Source organism: Pseudomonas sp. B15(2017) (assembly GCF_002113215.1).
Taxonomy (GTDB): Bacteria; Pseudomonadota; Gammaproteobacteria; order Pseudomonadales; family Pseudomonadaceae; genus Aquipseudomonas.
This window is the reverse complement of record NZ_NEJZ01000001.1, coordinates 194,431-210,928: the sequence shown is the minus strand read 5'-3', so window position 1 is coordinate 210,928 and position 16,498 is coordinate 194,431. Positions and strand designations below refer to the sequence as shown.

Annotated in this window: 14 protein-coding genes and 1 pseudogene; 8 read left to right on the top strand and 7 right to left on the bottom strand. The window is 61.2% G+C overall.

Annotation, left to right across the window (positions count from 1 at the left end):
* The first annotated feature begins 7 nt into the window (after window positions 1-7).
* A complete protein-coding gene (gene sbcB, locus CAF73_RS01010) occupies window positions 8-1,438 on the top strand; it encodes an exodeoxyribonuclease I (RefSeq protein WP_085701663.1) in 1,431 nt (476 codons plus the stop codon).
* 101 nt (window positions 1,439-1,539) lie between these two features.
* Here sbcB and mvaT read toward each other — a convergent pair whose 3' ends face one another.
* Window positions 1,540-1,917, bottom strand: a complete 378-nt coding sequence (gene mvaT, locus CAF73_RS01005; protein WP_007951234.1) for a histone-like nucleoid-structuring protein MvaT — start codon at window positions 1,915-1,917, stop codon at window positions 1,540-1,542.
* Between the two features lie 339 nt (window positions 1,918-2,256).
* Between mvaT and purU the strand changes: the two genes are divergently transcribed.
* Window positions 2,257-3,105, top strand: a complete 849-nt coding sequence (gene purU, locus CAF73_RS00995) for a formyltetrahydrofolate deformylase (protein WP_011335666.1) — start codon at window positions 2,257-2,259, stop codon at window positions 3,103-3,105.
* A 58-nt stretch (window positions 3,106-3,163) separates the two neighbouring features.
* On the top strand, window positions 3,164-3,340 hold the full coding sequence (locus CAF73_RS30095) for a hypothetical protein (protein WP_007951232.1): 177 nt from the start codon (window positions 3,164-3,166) through the stop codon (window positions 3,338-3,340).
* On the opposite strand, the gene CAF73_RS00990 is transcribed toward CAF73_RS30095, so the two are convergent.
* From CAF73_RS00990 to CAF73_RS30710, 5 genes and pseudogenes are all read right to left on the bottom strand, one after another.
* Window positions 3,324-4,322 carry a lysylphosphatidylglycerol synthase transmembrane domain-containing protein gene (locus CAF73_RS00990; protein WP_085701661.1) on the bottom strand — a complete coding sequence of 333 codons (999 nt, stop codon included), beginning with the start codon at window positions 4,320-4,322 and terminating at the stop codon, window positions 3,324-3,326. The two genes, CAF73_RS30095 and CAF73_RS00990, sit on opposite strands and share 17 nt — an antisense overlap.
* A complete protein-coding gene (locus CAF73_RS00985; protein WP_085701660.1) occupies window positions 4,319-5,095 on the bottom strand; it encodes a DUF2334 domain-containing protein in 777 nt (258 codons plus the stop codon). The genes CAF73_RS00990 and CAF73_RS00985 overlap by 4 nt, the downstream gene beginning before the upstream one ends.
* Window positions 5,088-6,200 (bottom strand): glycosyltransferase family 1 protein, encoded by a 1,113-nt coding sequence (locus CAF73_RS00980; RefSeq protein WP_085697187.1) that lies wholly within the window; start codon window positions 6,198-6,200, stop codon window positions 5,088-5,090. The genes CAF73_RS00985 and CAF73_RS00980 overlap by 8 nt, the downstream gene beginning before the upstream one ends.
* A gap of 158 nt (window positions 6,201-6,358) precedes the next feature.
* Complete coding sequence (locus CAF73_RS30715; protein ID WP_371917915.1) at window positions 6,359-7,123, bottom strand: methyl-accepting chemotaxis protein; 765 nt, start codon at window positions 7,121-7,123, stop codon at window positions 6,359-6,361.
* A gap of 93 nt (window positions 7,124-7,216) precedes the next feature.
* A pseudogene (locus CAF73_RS30710) lies at window positions 7,217-8,248 on the bottom strand (cache domain-containing protein); the annotation flags it as partial.
* Window positions 8,249-8,435: 187 nt separating this feature from the next.
* On the opposite strand from CAF73_RS30710, the gene CAF73_RS00970 reads away from it, so the two are divergent.
* Window positions 8,436-9,923, top strand: a complete 1,488-nt coding sequence (locus tag CAF73_RS00970) for a helicase HerA-like domain-containing protein (protein ID WP_085701835.1) — start codon at window positions 8,436-8,438, stop codon at window positions 9,921-9,923.
* 10 nt (window positions 9,924-9,933) lie between these two features.
* Here the strand turns inward: CAF73_RS00970 and CAF73_RS00965 are convergent, their stop codons facing one another.
* Window positions 9,934-10,389, bottom strand: coding sequence for a DUF721 domain-containing protein (locus CAF73_RS00965; RefSeq protein WP_085697185.1), 456 nt, complete (start codon window positions 10,387-10,389; stop codon window positions 9,934-9,936).
* A gap of 307 nt (window positions 10,390-10,696) precedes the next feature.
* Between CAF73_RS00965 and secA the strand changes: the two genes are divergently transcribed.
* The 4 genes from secA (at window position 10,697) to CAF73_RS00945 (ending at window position 16,411) form a co-directional block, all read left to right on the top strand.
* A complete protein-coding gene (gene secA, locus CAF73_RS00960) occupies window positions 10,697-13,435 on the top strand; it encodes a preprotein translocase subunit SecA (protein WP_085697184.1) in 2,739 nt (912 codons plus the stop codon).
* A 122-nt stretch (window positions 13,436-13,557) separates the two neighbouring features.
* A complete protein-coding gene (gene argJ, locus CAF73_RS00955) occupies window positions 13,558-14,775 on the top strand; it encodes a bifunctional glutamate N-acetyltransferase/amino-acid acetyltransferase ArgJ (RefSeq protein ID WP_064383762.1) in 1,218 nt (405 codons plus the stop codon).
* 62 nt (window positions 14,776-14,837) lie between these two features.
* Window positions 14,838-15,470, top strand: a complete 633-nt coding sequence (locus CAF73_RS00950; RefSeq protein WP_085697183.1) for a glutathione S-transferase family protein — start codon at window positions 14,838-14,840, stop codon at window positions 15,468-15,470.
* Window positions 15,467-16,411: a Nudix family hydrolase gene (locus tag CAF73_RS00945; RefSeq protein WP_085701658.1), complete on the top strand. Its 945-nt coding sequence runs from the start codon at window positions 15,467-15,469 to the stop codon at window positions 16,409-16,411. Before CAF73_RS00950 ends, CAF73_RS00945 begins: the two co-directional genes overlap by 4 nt.
* The last annotated feature ends 87 nt before the right edge of the window (window positions 16,412-16,498 follow it).

Sequence of the window (16,498 nt, the reverse complement as noted above, 5' to 3'; positions counted from 1 at the left end):
ACCGCCCGTGACTTCCATTTTCTGGTACGACTACGAAACCACCGGCATCAATCCCCGATGCGATCGCCCCTTGCAGGTGGCCGGGATCCGCACCGATCACGAACTCAACGAAATCGACGCGCCGGTCAATCTCTACTGTCAGCCCAGCGAAGACATCCTGCCGCATCCGGCGGCATGCGCGATCACCGGCATCACTCCGAGCCGCCTCGCCGAGCAAGGCTTGAGCGAAGCCGACTTCATGACCCGGGTCCACGCCCAGCTTGCAGCTCCTGGCACTTGCGGTGCGGGATACAACACCTTGCGCTTCGACGACGAGATGACCCGCTACAGCCTGTACCGCAACTTTTTCGATCCCTATGCCCGTGAATGGCAGGGCGGCAACAGCCGTTGGGATCTGATCGATGTGGTGCGCGCCGCCTACGCATTGCGCCCGGACGGGCTGGTGTGGCCGACCGACGACGAAGGCAAGGTGACGCTCAAGCTGGAACGCCTCACCGCCGCCAATGGCATCGATCACGGCAATGCCCACGAAGCCTTGTCGGACGTGCGCGCCACGATTGCCCTCGCCCGGTTGATCCGCGAGAAGCAGCCGAAGTTGTATGACTGGCTGTTCCAGTTGCGCAGCAAACAGAAGGTCATGGACCAGATTCGTCTGTTGCAACCGATGGTGCACATCTCCGGTCGTTTCTCCGCTGCGCGCAGTTATGTCGGCGTGGTGCTGCCGCTGGCCTGGCATCCGCGCAACAAGAACGCGTTGATCGTTTGTGATCTGCACCTGGATCCGCAGGGTCTGCTCGACCTGGATGCCGAAACATTACGTCAGCGCCTGTACACCCGGCGTGACGACCTGGCCGCAGGCGAGTTGCCGGTACCGCTCAAACTCATCCACATCAACAAGTGCCCGGTGGTGGCGCCATTGTCGGTGTTGCGTGCGAACGATCAACAGCGTCTGGGTCTGGACAGGGCGTTGTATCAGGCGCGTGCGTTGCGACTAAGTGACGCACAACAAGTTTGGAAAGATAAAGTCTCGGCGATTTATGCCAGCGAAGATTTCACCTCGAGTGACGATCCCGAACAGCAGTTGTACGACGGATTTATCGGTGACCGTGATCGTCGTTTATGTGAGCAAGTGAGAGCGACCGATCCTGCTCAATTGGCGCGAGAGCAATGGCCGTTCGATGACGAACGTTTGCCTGAATTGTTGTTTCGATATCGAGCACGTAACTTTCCCGATACGTTGAATTTCGAAGAGCAAGAACGCTGGAAAATCTTTTGCCGGCAACGCTTGTCCGAGCCGGAGTGGGGTGCCCCTAATACCTTGCAATCTTTTGCCGAGGCGATGCAGCAATGGTTGCTTAGTGCTGCGCCGATGCAGGCCGAGGTGTTGGTTGAATGGCAGAACTATGTCCAGGCACTGCGCAAACGTTTGGATCTTTGAAATCGAACATGTTCGGCGCTTGAATGCCGGGCATAAAAAAACGCCAGCATTCGCTGGCGTTTTTTTGTGTCACAGAAGCGCTCTGCGACGAGGGTTGCGGCTTAGCCCAGCAGGGTAGCCCAGCCTTCAACCACGTCACCGCCCCACTTGGCTTTCCACTCTTTCAGAGTTTTGTGGTTGCCACCTTTGGTTTCGATGACTTCGCCGTTGTGCGGGTTTTTGTATTGTTTAACTTTGCGAGCACGCTTGGTGCCGGTAGTTTTGGCTGCGCCGCCACGTGGTGCCTTGGTTTTGGACTCTGGATCCAGCAGCGCGATGATGTCGCGCAGGGATTTGGAATATTCGCCCATCAGTGTGCGCAGTTTGCCTTCGAATTCCAGCTCGGCTTGCAGTTTGTCGTCTTGCGACAGGTTTTTCAAACGGGCTTGCAGCTCTTTGATAGCTTCTTCGGTGGCACGATATTCGTTGATCAAGGACATGATTACTACCTTATGTGGGAGTGCGCGATGGCAGGGGACAGTGCGGCAATAATAGTCAGGCTGTTTCATCAAGTAAACATTTAACCGGGGTTTTTATTTGAATTAGTTACGTTGAAAAGCCCGGAATTGAATGTTCAGTTAAATATTGTGATGGAGTCTTCGCAGATATTCACACAGGTCTGCACATGCAGGGCTATTGCTACGCCATCATTCTGGCGTTTGCAGGCGTCAAAAAAATTGCGGCGGGCTGTCGGGAGGCTCCGAGGGTCATCAATACTGCAGTTTTCCCGCGCAGTCGCTAGAATGGCCGCCTTTGCGAAGTTCTGGAGTTTCCCCCTCATGCGCACTTTTCGGTTGGTGATTTCTTGCCCGGACCGCGTTGGCATCGTTGCCAAAGTCAGTAACTTTCTGGCGGCCCACAATGGCTGGATCACCGAAGCGAGCCACCACTCGGATAACCAGGTCGGCTGGTTCTTCATGCGTCACGAAATACGTGCCGATTCCCTGCCTTTCGGTATCGAGGTGTTGCGCGAGAAGTTTGCACCGATCGCCGAAGAGTTCTCGATGGACTGGCGCATCACCGACACCGAGCAGAAAAAACGCGTGGTGCTGATGGCCAGCCGCGAATCCCACTGCCTGGCTGACCTGCTGCACCGCTGGCACAGCGACGAGCTGGATTGCGAGATCTCCTGCGTGATCTCCAACCACGACGACCTGCGCAGCATGGTCGAGTGGCACGGCATTCCTTATTACCACGTGCCGGTCAATCCGCAGGACAAGCAACCGGCCTTCGACGAGGTGTCGCGTCTGGTCAAGCAGCACGATGCCGAAGTGGTGGTGCTGGCGCGCTACATGCAGATCCTGCCGCCGGACATGTGCCGCGAATACGCGCACAAGGTCATCAACATTCACCACAGCTTCCTGCCGTCGTTCGTCGGTGCCAAGCCGTACCACCAGGCTTCGATGCGCGGTGTGAAACTGATTGGTGCGACCTGCCACTACGTGACCGAAGAGCTGGACGCCGGCCCGATCATCGAACAGGACGTGGTGCGCGTGAGCCACAGCGACAGCATCGAAGACATGGTGCGTTTCGGTCGTGACGTCGAGAAGATGGTGCTGGCCCGTGGCCTGCGTTATCACCTGGAAGACCGCGTGCTGGTGCACGGCAACAAGACCGTGGTGTTCTGATTCAGGTTCGCTCCCGCGCAGAGCGCGGGAGCGATCCATGGACCGTGAGGAATGACCGATGAGCGATCCACTGGACAAAGCCACTTCCAAGGCCCCCGCCACCTTGGGTGAGGGCTGCCTGAGCCGCTATGACCCGGATGACCTGAGCCCGGAGGACGGCACGGAGTTTCCCGGCGCTGCCGAACTGTGGGAACAGCTCAAGGACGAAGAGGATGACCTCAAGAAGCCTGTCTGACGCTCAGCAGCTTTTTCAGCAACGGCCGGCCCAGCATCAATAGAAACACCGGGCCACCGACCAGCAGATAGAAGTAATACGTCACCACCCGCCAGATCAGGATCGCCGCCGCGGCGGTCGATTTGCCGACCATCGGCGCCAGCAGCGCCGCCGAGGTCAACTCCGCCGCACCGGCACCGCCCGGCAACAGGCTGAATTGCCCCGCACCCAGCGAAAGCATCTGGATCAGAAAGGTCCAGGCCCATTGCACATCCGCCCCCAGACCGCGCAACGCCAGATAAAGCACGCTGTATCGCAACGACCAATGCACGCAGGTCAGGACGAACACCTTGATCAATGTCTGCCAGGGCAATTTCAGCGCATCGGTGAAAGCCGCCAGAAAGTGCAGCAACTGCCGCGCCCAGCGCCGTCGGGTACGCGGTTCGACGTTCATCCCCGCCAGCAGGCGCCCGCTCAGGCGGATCAATCGACGGTGATAGCGCGCGACCAGCACGCAACTGAACAGGCCGCCGGTCAACGACAGGGCACTGACGATCAACAGCCATTCCATGCGGTCGCTGAGATGCTGGAACAGCGCGTAGATCAAAATCCCGCTCAGGGCGCAGAGAAAGAACAGCAGATCGCTCAATTGATCCATCGCAAACACGGCGCTGCCCCGGGCCGGACGAACGCCGCTGCGCGCCAGCAGCGCCATGATTGTCAACGGCCCCCCGCTGCCGCCGGGCGTGGCGCACCAAGCGAATTCGGCAGCCATCACCACCCCGAGACTTTTGACGGGCGTGACCCGGTCACGCTGATCGCCGAGCAGCAGCCGCAGGCGCAAGGTGTTGATGCCCCAGCACAACAGAACCATGGCGAACATGATCAACAGCCAACGCAGTGGAAATGCCTGCAGGCGCTCCCAGGTTTCGCCGCCCCCGAGCAGGACGGGAACCGCCACGGCCACCAGCAGGCCGATCAGCAAAAGAATGCCGCGGCTCAAGCGGCACGCTCGGCTTGAGTGCGCTGGCGCGTCAGCCAGTCGATTTTGGTCATGGGCACGCGTCCCTCCGCCAGCAGTCGTTCAAGGGTGCGCCACCAGTAATCCCGGGAAAACCGGTGGCGCATGTCCACCGGGTGCAAGCCTAGACGAATCACCGGCGCCTGACGCCAGCGCTGCTCACGCTGTTCGCTGATGATCTTCGACACCCCGCGACGCCAGGCACTGCGCGCGCTCCACACCAGTCCGGGGGCCTCGACCGCGGAGAAATCCGGCAAGTGATAAAGATGCTGCGGATCGCTGGTGTAGCGCAGTGGCAATTCGCGCAGTGCCTGACGGGTGCCGGCGCTCATCAACCAGGCCGGGGCCACGAAACCGTGCAGTGGCCAGCCGTGGCGTCGAAACAGATCGATGCCCGGGAGCAGGCGGGCGAGGGCGGCTTCACGGGACAACTGATAGAACTCGCCTTCATGGGTGTAGATCCGGCGCATGAACCAGTCGCGCGCCGTGTGCGGGCCAGGCTCGGTGTCTTCATGAAAGTGGCCGTGCAGGGCCAGTTCATCGCCGCGAGCGATCCGCTCGTCGAGCATCCGACAAAACGCCGGATCGGCTTCAAGTGCATCGTGTCGATGGAAGTCCGGGACCACCAGCCACGTGATCGGAACATTGCCCAGCCGGTCAACGGCTTCGACGAACCCCCGATAATCAGCCCACGTGGAGGGCGCCACGTCATGCAGCACCAGCATCAGCGCCGGGCGCTCGCGAGATTCAGCCATTGGCCACCCACGGAGCCGAATCGCCGAGCACGGCGTGGTAATGGCCCAACAGGCTATCGACCACCGTGTCCCAGGCGTAATGTCGTTCGACGTGTTGGCGCGCCTGTTGACCGAGTACGCCAGTCCCGCGACTGAACAGTTCGCGCACGGCATTGGCCATGGCTTGCGCATTGTTCGGCGCGCAGAGCAGGCCGCAGGATTCGCTGACGATTTCCTCGAATGCCCCGGCCGCCACCGCCACCACCGGAATGCCGCAGGCCATGGCTTCCAGAATCACCAGGCCGAAGGTTTCCTGATCGCCGGCGTGCAGCAAAGCGTCGGCACTGGCCATCAGTCGCGCGACCTGTGCGGCCGGGCAGAACCGGTCGATCACGCTGACGTTGTCCGGGACGGACGCCGGCATCGACGAGCCGACCAGCAACAGGTGATAGCGCGGGCCCAGGCGTTTCATGCAATCGAGCAGCACCGGCAGATTTTTTTCCTTGGAACCGCGACCGGCAAAGATCAACAGGCGCGTGTCCTCGGCTATCCCCAGTTCGCTGCGCAACCCGGTATCGCGGGCATCAGGGTGGAAGGTGTGCAGGTCAACGCCCAGCGGTTGCACGTAGACGTTGCGCACACCCAGCCCGCTGAGCTTGTCGGCCATCACCTGGCTGGGCGCCAGCACCCGGTCGAAATTGCCGTACAACTTGCGCACATAGGCGTCGACATTCGGCGTGACCCAATGGCCCATGCGGTTTCCCACCAACAGCGGCAGGTCGGAATGGTAGAAACCGATCACCGGCACATCGAGTTGTCGACGTGCATCGAGCGCGGCCCAGGCGGTGAGGTACGGATCGCCGACTTCGATCAGATCCGGCTGCAGATCCTGCAGCACCTTGCGCCAGGGGGCCAGGCGCACGGGGAAGCGATAGCCTTTGCCGAAAGGCAGGGCGGGGGCAGGCACCGTGTAGACGCCGTCACGTTCGCCGAAATGCGCGCCGGGAATCAGCAGGCTGTGGCGGATGCCGGGTTTGACCGCCAACCGACGGTGCTTGGCATCCAGATAGGTGCGCACGCCGCCGCTGGCCGGGGCGTAGAACATGGTGATGTCGGCGATATGCACGGTGAACGGCCCTCCGCGTTGATCTCCCTTGGTTGACCCTTATCAAGAATAGATGTTCGGTCGGGGTTTCGCGGTGAGGCGCAAGGCCGGTTGCGGAGGGTTGTTGGTCGTCTTCGTCAGATGGCAACGAACCGATGAAGACGACCGACAGAACGGCTTTAAATACGGAAACTACCCACCAACTGCTTCAGTCGCGAAGCCTGCTGCTCCAGATCCGAGCAAGCACGCAACGTCGCCTGCAGGTTCTCGACACCTTCCTGGTTCAGCGTATTGATCTCGGTGATATCCACGTTGATCGATTCAACCACGGCAGTCTGTTCCTCGGTCGCGGTCGCCACCGACTGGTTCATCCCGTCGATTTCACCGATGCGCTGGGTCACGCTGTTCAAGCGCTCGCCGGCAAGGTTGGCGATGTCCACGCTGTCCTGGCTGTGGCGCTGGCTGTCGCTCATGGTGCTGACGGATTCGCGGGCGCCGACTTGCAACTCCTCGATCATGGTCTGCACCTGTTGCGCCGATTCCTGGGTGCGGTGGGCGAGGTTGCGCACCTCGTCCGCCACCACCGCAAAACCGCGCCCGGCTTCACCGGCCCGCGCTGCCTCGATGGCGGCGTTGAGCGCCAACAGGTTGGTCTGCTGGGAGATGCTGGTGATCACTTCCAGAATCTGGCCGATGTTCACGGTCTTGCTGTTCAGCGATTCGATATTGCTGCTCGATGCGCTGAGCATGCTCGACAGCTGATTCATCGCCTTGATGCTGCGATCCACCACTTGCTGACCGTCTTCGGCCAGGTTGCGGGCGTCGCTGGCCTGGGTCGAGGCCTGGGCTGCGTTGCGGGCGATTTCCTGGGCGGCGGCGCCGAGCTGGTTGATTGCCGCGGCCACGCTGTTGGTGCGCGAGGCCTGCTGGTCGGAGTTGTACATCGACGAGTTCGAGGCCGCGACCACGCGCAGGGCGACTTCGTTGACCTGGCCGGTGGCCGACGACACTTCGCGGATGGAGCCGTGGATACGCTCGACGAAACGGTTGAACGCGGTGCCGAGTACGCCGAATTCATCCTGGTTCTGGATGGTCAGGCGCTTGGTCAGGTCGCCTTCGCCGTCGGCGATGTCCTCCATCGCGCGGGTCATCACGTGCAGCGGCTGGATCAGGATACGGATCAGCATGCCGAGCAGGGCGATGATGATCGCCACTGCAATTACGGTGGCAATCACGGCCGAGGTGCGGAATTCGCTGAGCATCGAGAAGGCTTTGTCTTTGTCCACCGACAGCCCGATGTACCAGTTCACCGATGGCAGGCCCTTGATCGGGGTGAAGTTGACGATGCGGGTCTTGCCGTCGACGGTGATTTCAGTGAAGTCGCTGCTGATGCGCGGGGTGTCCTGCGGATAGGCTTCCTTCAGTGACTTCATCACCAGGGCCTTGTCCGGGTGCACCAGAATCTTGCCGTCGGCGCTGACCAGGAACGCGTAACCCATGCCGGAGAAGTCCCGGGCGCTGAGGGTGTTGATCAGGGTCTGCAGGCTCAGGTCGCCGCCCACCACGCCCACGCTTTGGCCGGCCTTTTTCGCGGCGGTGGCGATGGAAATGATGGTCTGGCCGGTGGCCGCGTCGATGTACGGTTCGGTCAGGGTCGACGTGCTGCTGCTTTCCGCGCCTTTATACCAGGGGCGAACGCGTGGATCGAAACCGTCCGGCATCTTCGCATCCGGGCGGATGGTGAAGTGCCCGGTGGCATCGCCGAGGTAGGAGGCCATGAAGGTCGACGTCAGGGCTTTCTGTTCCAGCAGGCTGGCGACGGCGGACGGCTCGGGGTTGAGGGCAATGTTCTGGGCAGCGTTCTCGATCAGCAGGATGCGGCCGCTCAGCCAGGTCTGGATGTTGTCGGCTGTAACCTCGCCCATCTCGTTGAGGTAATTGTCCAGGTCTTCGCGGATCGCATTGCGCTGCAACCAGTCGTTGTACAGCGTGAACGAAGCGAAGGCGGCAATGACAATGAGGGCCGCGGCAAGCAAAATTTTATGGCTGAAACGCAGATTTTTGTTCATGGCTTGGGGTTCCGCTAAGGTCTTAATGTCCAAGGCGTGCTTTTATAAACGCGCGCAGAATGGGCAGGGGTGAAAGCGCACTGATATTTCCTTCTTTCCTTAGGGAAATCTCAGACCGGACTTTTGATCGGGTCTCTCACTCTCTCTATCGGCCATGCTCGACAAAGATTAATCATTGGGTGACCAAATGCCTGACTCCTTGCAACTCGTAATCGGCGCCGATCTCGCCGGGCAACCGATCGCTCAGGCGATGCGCCTGGCCAACCGTCATGGACTGGTAGCCGGGGCCACCGGTACCGGCAAGACCGTTACTTTGCAGCGTCTGGCCGAGGCGTTCAGCGACGCTGGGGTCGCGGTGTTCGCCGCCGACGTCAAGGGCGACCTGTGTGGTCTCGGTGCCGCCGGCAATCCCCAGGGCAAGATCGCCGAGCGCATCGCCGGCATGCCGTGGCTCAAGCACACGCCTCAGGCGTATCCCGTGACCTTGTGGGACATCCACGGTCAGTCCGGTCATCCGTTGCGCACCACGTTGAGTGAAATGGGCCCTCTATTGATCGGGGCCTTGCTGGAACTGACCGACAGCCAGCAATCGGCGTTGTACGCGGCGTTCAAAGTGGCCGATCGCGAAGGGTTATTGCTGCTCGATCTCAAAGACTTGAAAGCGCTGCTCAACCACCTCAAGGACAATCCGCAGCTGCTGGGCGATGACGCCGCGCTGTTCACCACCGGCTCCAGCCAGGCGCTGTTGCGGCGTCTGGCGACGCTGGAACAGCAGGGCGCCGAAGCGTTGTTTGGCGAGCCGGCGCTGCAACTGGAAGACATTCTGCACCCGGCCGCCGATGGTCGCGGGCGGATTCATTTGCTGGATGCCAGTCGTCTGGTGCATGAGGCGCCGAAGGTCTACGCGACCTTCCTGCTGTGGCTGCTGGCCGAGCTGTTCGAGCAACTGCCGGAACGGGGCGATGCCGACAAGCCGCTCCTGGCGCTGTTTTTCGATGAGGCGCATTTGTTGTTCGGCGATACGCCGAAGGCTTTGCAGGAACGGCTGGAGCAGGTGGTGCGTTTGATCCGCTCCAAGGGCGTCGGCGTGTATTTCGTCACCCAGTCGCCGGGTGACCTGCCGGACGACGTGCTGGCGCAACTGGGGCTGCGGATCCAGCACGGCCTGCGCGCGTTCACCGCCAAGGAACAGAAGTCCCTGCGGGCGGTGGCGGACGGTTTCCGGCCGAATCCGGCGTTCGACACGTTGTCGGTGCTCACCGAACTCGGGATTGGCGAAGCGTTGGTTGGCACATTGCAGGAAAAGGGCACGCCGGAAATGGTTCAGCGTGTGCTGGTAGCACCGCCGCAATCGCGGATCGGGCCGTTGACCGAGACGGAACGCACGGTGCTGATCGCCGGTTCGCCGTTCAAGGGGCGGTACGACAAACCGATCGACCGCGAGTCGGCCTATGAAATTCTGATGGGCCGCAAGGGGCTGGCACCGGAGGCTGAAGTGGCGCCGGGTAAACCGGCGGTTGAGGAGCCAAGTCTGGCAGACAGGGCCGGAGAGTTCCTCGGCACGGCGGCGGGGCAGGCGCTCAAATCGGCGATGCGTCAGGCGGCGAATTCGCTGGGTAAACAGTTGGTGCGCGGTCTGATGGGGTCATTGCTGGGCGGCAGCAAGCGCCGCTGATCAATAAGGCTCAGGTTTTGGGTTTGGCGTGGGCGGCCAGTCGTTCCAGGGCCGCTCGCAGATTTGGATCGCTGATCCCTTCGGCGGTGGCCTGGATGGTCGCCGCCGCATCCGTCGACAGATCGATCGTGGATCCGCTCGTCTCGCGCTGGAGGGTCGGTGGCCGCACGGCGAACTTGATCCGCGTCAGATTGGCGAACTCGTCGAACATCTGCAGTTGTCGTTGCAGACGTTTCTGCTGATAGCGCAGACGCGTGGCCCAATGGCCGTCGGTGACAATCAGCAACAGCTCGCCTTCGCGCCACTTGGCCACGTGGCAGTGCTCACGGGCGGCGGGTTGCAGCTGGCTTTCGAGCAGGCGTTGCAGATGGGCCAGACGTTGGGCATGACCGAGGATGGCTTTCAACGGCCTGGCTTCGCGTAGCAGAACGGCGGGCGCTCTGGCTGTGAGAGGGCGAAATGCCATGATCTAGGACCTGAAGTTGCAGAGGCGCCATGGTAGCAGATGGCACCCATTTCACTCGCCCATTGCTTTTGTCACTGCTTTGCCCATTAAATCAACGACTAACTTCTTCGCTGTACGGCTTGAAGTTGAGCAAAACGCCCCTATTTTAAGTGAGCCCCGTCAAAGCGCAGTGCCAGCATCGTGGAATATCCCCACTTTCCTCACCACCGTTTCCGGGTAGAATGCTCGTTCGCATGCGGCCATGAGGGCTGCACGGGCGACTCACGGGGCCGCCCTCCATCCCTTTAGTGTGGAAGATCCTGCCGATATGTTTGCGCCTTTGTTAAAGAAACTTTTTGGAAGCAAGAACGAGCGTGAAGTCAAGCGCATGCTCAAGACGGTGCAGCTCGTCAATGCCTTCGAAGAGAAGATGGTCGCCCTCTCGGACGATCAACTGCGCGCCAAGACCGCAGAGTTCAAGGACCGCATTGCCAAGGGGGAGACCCTCGACAAGCTGTTGCCGGAAGCCTTTGCGGTCGCCCGCGAAGCCGGCAAGCGTGTCATGGGCATGCGCCACTTCGACGTCCAGCTGATCGGCGGCATGACCCTGCACGAAGGCAAGATTGCCGAAATGCGCACCGGTGAAGGCAAGACCCTGGTGGGTACCCTGGGCGTTTACCTCAACGCGCTGTCCGGCAAGGGCGTGCACGTTGTGACCGTGAACGATTACCTGGCCCGCCGCGACGCCAACTGGATGCGTCCGCTGTATGAATTCCTCGGTCTGAGCGTCGGCATCGTGACGCCGTTCCAGCCGCCGGAAGAGAAGCGCGCCGCCTACGCTGCCGATATCACCTACGGCACCAACAACGAATTCGGGTTCGACTACCTGCGCGACAACATGGCGTTCAGCATGGAAGAGAAATTCCAGCGCGAACTCAACTTTGCCGTGATCGACGAAGTCGACTCCATCCTCATCGACGAAGCGCGTACCCCGCTGATCATTTCCGGTCAGGCCGAGGACAGCTCCAAGCTGTACATCGAGATCAACAAGCTGATCCCGAAACTCAAGCTGCACGTCGAGGAAGTCGAAGGCGAAGTCACCCAGGAAGGCCATTACACCGTCGACGAAAAGACCCGTCAGGTCGAACTCAACGAAGCCGGTCACCAGTTCATCGAAGACCAACTGACCAGCATCGGCCTGCTGGCCGAGGGCGAGAGCCTGTACTCGGCGCATAACCTGAGCCTGCTGACTCACGTTTACGCCGGTCTGCGTGCGCACAAGCTGTTCCACCGCAACGTCGAATACATCGTGCAGGACGGTCAGGTCGTACTGGTCGACGAACACACCGGCCGTACCATGCCCGGCCGTCGTTTGTCCGAAGGCCTGCACCAGGCCATCGAAGCCAAGGAAAACCTGAACATTCAGGCCGAGAGCCAGACCCTGGCATCGACCACGTTCCAGAACTACTTCCGCCTGTACGAAAAACTGGCCGGCATGACCGGTACCGCCGACACCGAAGCGTTCGAATTCCATCAGATCTATGGTCTGCAGGTCGTCGTGATCCCGACCAACAAGCCATTGGCCCGTAAGGACTACAACGACCTGGTGTTCCTGACTGCCGAAGAGAAATACGCGGCAATCGTCAATGACATCAAGGAAAGCATGGCCGCCGGCCGTCCGGTGCTGGTGGGTACTGCGACCATCGAAACCTCCGAGCACATGTCCGCATTGCTCGTGAAGGAAGGCATCGAACACAAGGTCCTGAACGCCAAGTTCCACGAAAAAGAAGCTGAAATCATCGCGCAGGCCGGTCGTCCGGGCGCACTGACCATCGCTACCAACATGGCCGGTCGTGGTACCGACATCCTGTTGGGCGGCAACTGGGAAGTTGAAGTCGCGTCGCTGGAAAACCCGACGCCTGAGCAGATTGCCCAGATCAAGGCCGACTGGCAGAAGCGTCACCAGCAAGTGCTGGAGTCCGGCGGTCTGCAGGTGATCGCGTCCGAGCGTCACGAATCCCGTCGTATCGACAACCAGCTGCGTGGCCGTGCCGGCCGTCAGGGTGACGCCGGTTCCAGCCGCTTCTACCTTTCGCTGGAAGACAGCCTGATGCGCATCTTCGCCTCTGACCGGGTGAAGAACTTCATGAAGGCCCTGGGCATGCAATCCGGTGAAGCGATCGAGCACCGTATGGTGACCAATGCCATCGAGAAGGCGCAGCGCAAGGTTGAAGGCCGCAACTTCGACATCCGCAAGCAACTGCTCGAGTTCGACGACGTCAACAACGAGCAGCGTAAAGTGATCTATCACATGCGCAACACGTTGCTGGCTGCGGACAACATCGGCGAAACCATCGCTGATTTCCGTCAGGATGTCCTGAACGCTACCGTCAGCGCGCACATTCCGCCGCAATCGCTGCCAGAGCAGTGGGACGTGGCGGGTCTGGAAGCGTCGATCGCCAGCGACTTCGGCGTGAAGCTGCCGATCCAGCAATGGCTCGACGAAGACGATCACCTGTACGAAGAAACCCTGCGCGAGAAGCTGATGAACGAGCTGATCGCCGCCTACAACGAAAAAGAAGACCAGGCGGGTGCCGAAGCCCTGCGCTCGTTCGAGAAGCAGATCGTGCTGCGCGTACTGGACGACCTGTGGAAAGACCACCTGTCGACCATGGATCACCTGCGTCACGGCATCCACTTGCGTGGTTATGCGCAGAAGAACCCGAAGCAGGAATACAAGCGCGAGTCCTTCACGCTGTTCTCCGAGCTGCTGGATTCGATCAAGCGCGACTCGATCCGCGTGCTGTCCCACGTTCAGGTTCGCCGCGAAGATCCGGCCGAAGAAGAACAACGCCTGCGTCAGGAAGCCGAAGCACTGGCCGCCCGCATGCAGTTCGAACACGCCGAGGCTCCTGGCCTGGAAGCGCAACCGGAACTGGTCGGTGAAGAGGTCGATGTGGCCCTCGCCGCCGCCCCGGTTCGCAACGAGCAGAAGCTGGGCCGCAACGAACTGTGCTACTGCGGTTCGGGCAAGAAATTCAAGCATTGCCACGGGCAGATCCAGTAAACCCCGTTTCAATCGCTGAAATACCCGCGCCGCGACCGGCACCAGCCGTCGCGGCGTTTTGCCATTTACACCACCGCCACTACGCTTGGCGGTGCTGACATCATTGAGTAAGGAGCGCATTCATGGCTGTTGGTCTTGGTCCTTTGCCAACGTTGCACCCGGTTGCCGGTTTTGAACTCGGTATCGCTTCGGCCGGCATCAAGCGCCCGGGGCGCAAGGATGTCGTCGTGATGCGTTGCGCCGAAGGTTCCACCGTGGCGGGCGTGTTTACGTTGAACGCTTTCTGCGCAGCGCCGGTGATCCTGGCCAAGAAGCGCGTGCAGAACCCGGTGCGCTACCTGTTGACCAACACCGGCAATGCCAACGCCGGCACCGGCGAACCGGGCCTGGCAGCCGCCGAGCGAACCACCGCCAAACTGGCTGAACTGACCGGTGTGGATGCCAGCCAGATCCTGCCGTACTCCACCGGCGTGATCGGCGAGCCGCTGCCGGTCGAGAAGATCGAGGGCGCCTTGCAGGCCGCGCTGGACGATCTGTCGGAAAACAACTGGGAAGCTGCCGCCACTGGCATCATGACCACCGACACGCTGCCCAAAGGCGCCAGCCGCCAGTTCCAGCATGACGGCGTGACCATCACCGTCACCGGCATCAGCAAAGGCGCGGGGATGATCCGTCCGAACATGGCGACCATGCTCGGCTACATCGCCACCGACGCCAAAGTCTCCCGCGACGTGCTGCAAAACCTGATGCTGGACGGCGCCAACAAGTCGTTCAACCGCATCACCATCGACGGCGACACTTCGACCAACGACTGCTGCATGCTGATCGCCACCGGCAAGGCTGCGCTGCCGGAAATCACCCGTGCCGAAGGCGAGCTGTTCGCCAAGCTGAAACAGGCCGTGTTCGAAGTGTGCATGGATGTGGCCCAGGCCATCGTGCGTGACGGCGAAGGCGCGACCAAGTTCGTGACCGTTGAAGTCAACGGCGGCGGCAATCACCAGGAATGCCTGGATGTCGGCTACACCGTGGCCCACTCGCCGCTGATCAAGACGGCACTGTTTGCGTCCGACCCGAACTGGGGCCGCATTCTCGCCGCCGTTGGCCGTGCCGGCGTGCCGGATCTGGACGTGAGCAAGATCGACGTGTTCCTCGGTGACGTGTGCATCGCCAGCCGTGGCGCCCGCGCCGCGACCTACACCGAAGCCCAGGGCTCGGCGGTGATGCAGCAGGAAGAAATCACCATCCGGATCGAGCTGGGTCGCGGCGATTGCAGCGAAACCATCTGGACCACCGACCTGTCCCACGAGTACGTGAAGATCAACGCCGAATACCGCACCTGATCCCTGCCGAAGAGGGAGGTCTGCGGACCTCCTTTTCTTCTGTCCCATGAAAGGACCCGAACATGAGCCTTCACCTGATCATTGGCGACAAACTGCTTTCCTCCTGGTCCCTGCGCGCGGCGCTGGCGCTTGAACTGACCGGCGCGCCCTACACCGAAGAACTGGTCAAACTCGGCAAGCCCGACACTCGTGAGCGGCTGCTGGCGCACTCGCCGACCGCCAAGGTGCCGCTGCTGAAAACTGCCCGTGGCACCATCGCCGATTCTCTGGCGATTGCCGAATACCTGGCCGAACAGTTTCCTTCCGAACAACTCTGGCCGACCGATATCGCCGCCCGTGCCCAGGCCCGCTCCGCCTGCGCGCAGATGCACAGCGGCTTCTTCGCGATGCGCAATCACATGCCGTTCAACCTGAGCCACGATGCGCCACTCAATCCGGTGCCGCCTGAGGTGAAGGTCGACATCGAGCGCATGCTCGCGCTATGGGCCGAATGCCGCGCCGTTGCGACTGAGCCTGGACCTTACCTGTTTGGTCGGGTGTCGCTGGCCGATGCGTTCTTTGCACCGATTGCCGTGCGCCTGCGTACCTATCAGGTAAAGCTGCCCGCCGAAGATGAAGCCTATGTTGAAACCGTCTACCAATGGCCGGCCTTCAAGGCCTGGCAAAAGGCTGGACTGGAGGAATTGCAGTCGTGAAACGTGTACACGTCGCCGCCGCCGTCATTCGTGACGACAGCGGCAAGATTCTGATCGCCCGGCGTGCCGATACCCAGCATCAGGGCGGCCTCTGGGAATTTCCCGGTGGCAAGGTCGAAGCCGACGAGTCGGTGCAAACCGCGCTGGCCCGTGAGCTGCACGAAGAATTGGGCATCGTCGTCGGCGCCGCGCGGCCGCTGATCAAGGTGCGCCACGATTATCCGGACAAGCAGGTGTTGCTGGATGTCTGGGAAGTCTCGAGCTTCACCGGCGAACCCCATGGCGCCGAAGGCCAGCCATTGGCCTGGGTTTCGGCCAAGGAGCTGACGGATTACGAATTTCCGGCGGCGAACCAGCCGATCGTCGCGGCGGCGCGTCTGCCTGCCGAATACCTGATCACCCCGGAAGATCTGGAAACTCCGGCCTTGCTGCGCGGTATCCAGAAGGCGATCGCCGGTGGGATCAAGCTGATCCAGTTGCGTGCGCCCAATGGTTATGACCCGAAGTACCGCGATCTGGCGGTAGATGCGGTCGGCCTCTGTGCCGGCAAGGCGCAGTTGATGATCAAAGGCCCGTTCGAGTGGCTGGGCGATTTCCCGGCCGCCGGCTGGCACATCACCTCGGCGCAACTGCGCAAGTACGCTGCTGCGGGGCGGCCGCTGCCGGCGGAGCGCTGGTTGGCGGCGTCCTGCCACAACGCTGAAGAACTGGCGCTGGCCGAGCAGATGGGCGTGGATTTTGTCACCCTGTCGCCGGTGCAGCCGACCCTGACTCACCCGGATGCCCAGCCGTTGGGCTGGGAGCAGGCTTCGACGCTGATCGAAGGCTTCAGCAAACCGGTATTTCTATTGGGCGGTGTCGGCCCGGCGGAGCGCGAAAAAGCGTGGGATGCCGGGGCTCAAGGTGTAGCGGGGATTCGGGCGTTCTGGCCTGAGGCTTGATTCTTTACTGAGGCTGATGTCCCCTTCGCGGGCAAGCCCGCTCCCACATTTGATTGCATTCCAACTGTAGGAATACATTTCCCTGTG

What these genes read in the sequence shown, in the direction of transcription:
- mvaT (WP_007951234.1), bottom strand. Translation starts at nt 1,917, where the DNA reads ATGTCCTTGATCAACGAATATCGTGCCACCGAAGAAGCTATCAAAGAG.
- purU (WP_011335666.1), top strand. Translation starts at nt 2,257, where the DNA reads ATGCGCACTTTTCGGTTGGTGATTTCTTGCCCGGACCGCGTTGGCATC.
- CAF73_RS30095 (WP_007951232.1), top strand. Translation starts at nt 3,164, where the DNA reads ATGAGCGATCCACTGGACAAAGCCACTTCCAAGGCCCCCGCCACCTTG.
- CAF73_RS00985 (WP_085701660.1), bottom strand. Translation starts at nt 5,095, where the DNA reads ATGGCTGAATCTCGCGAGCGCCCGGCGCTGATGCTGGTGCTGCATGAC.
- CAF73_RS30715 (WP_371917915.1), bottom strand. Translation starts at nt 7,123, where the DNA reads ATGTACAACTCCGACCAGCAGGCCTCGCGCACCAACAGCGTGGCCGCG.
- CAF73_RS00970 (WP_085701835.1), top strand. Translation starts at nt 8,436, where the DNA reads ATGCCTGACTCCTTGCAACTCGTAATCGGCGCCGATCTCGCCGGGCAA.
- CAF73_RS00965 (WP_085697185.1), bottom strand. Translation starts at nt 10,389, where the DNA reads ATGGCATTTCGCCCTCTCACAGCCAGAGCGCCCGCCGTTCTGCTACGC.
- secA (WP_085697184.1), top strand. Translation starts at nt 10,697, where the DNA reads ATGTTTGCGCCTTTGTTAAAGAAACTTTTTGGAAGCAAGAACGAGCGT.
- argJ (WP_064383762.1), top strand. Translation starts at nt 13,558, where the DNA reads ATGGCTGTTGGTCTTGGTCCTTTGCCAACGTTGCACCCGGTTGCCGGT.
- CAF73_RS00950 (WP_085697183.1), top strand. Translation starts at nt 14,838, where the DNA reads ATGAGCCTTCACCTGATCATTGGCGACAAACTGCTTTCCTCCTGGTCC.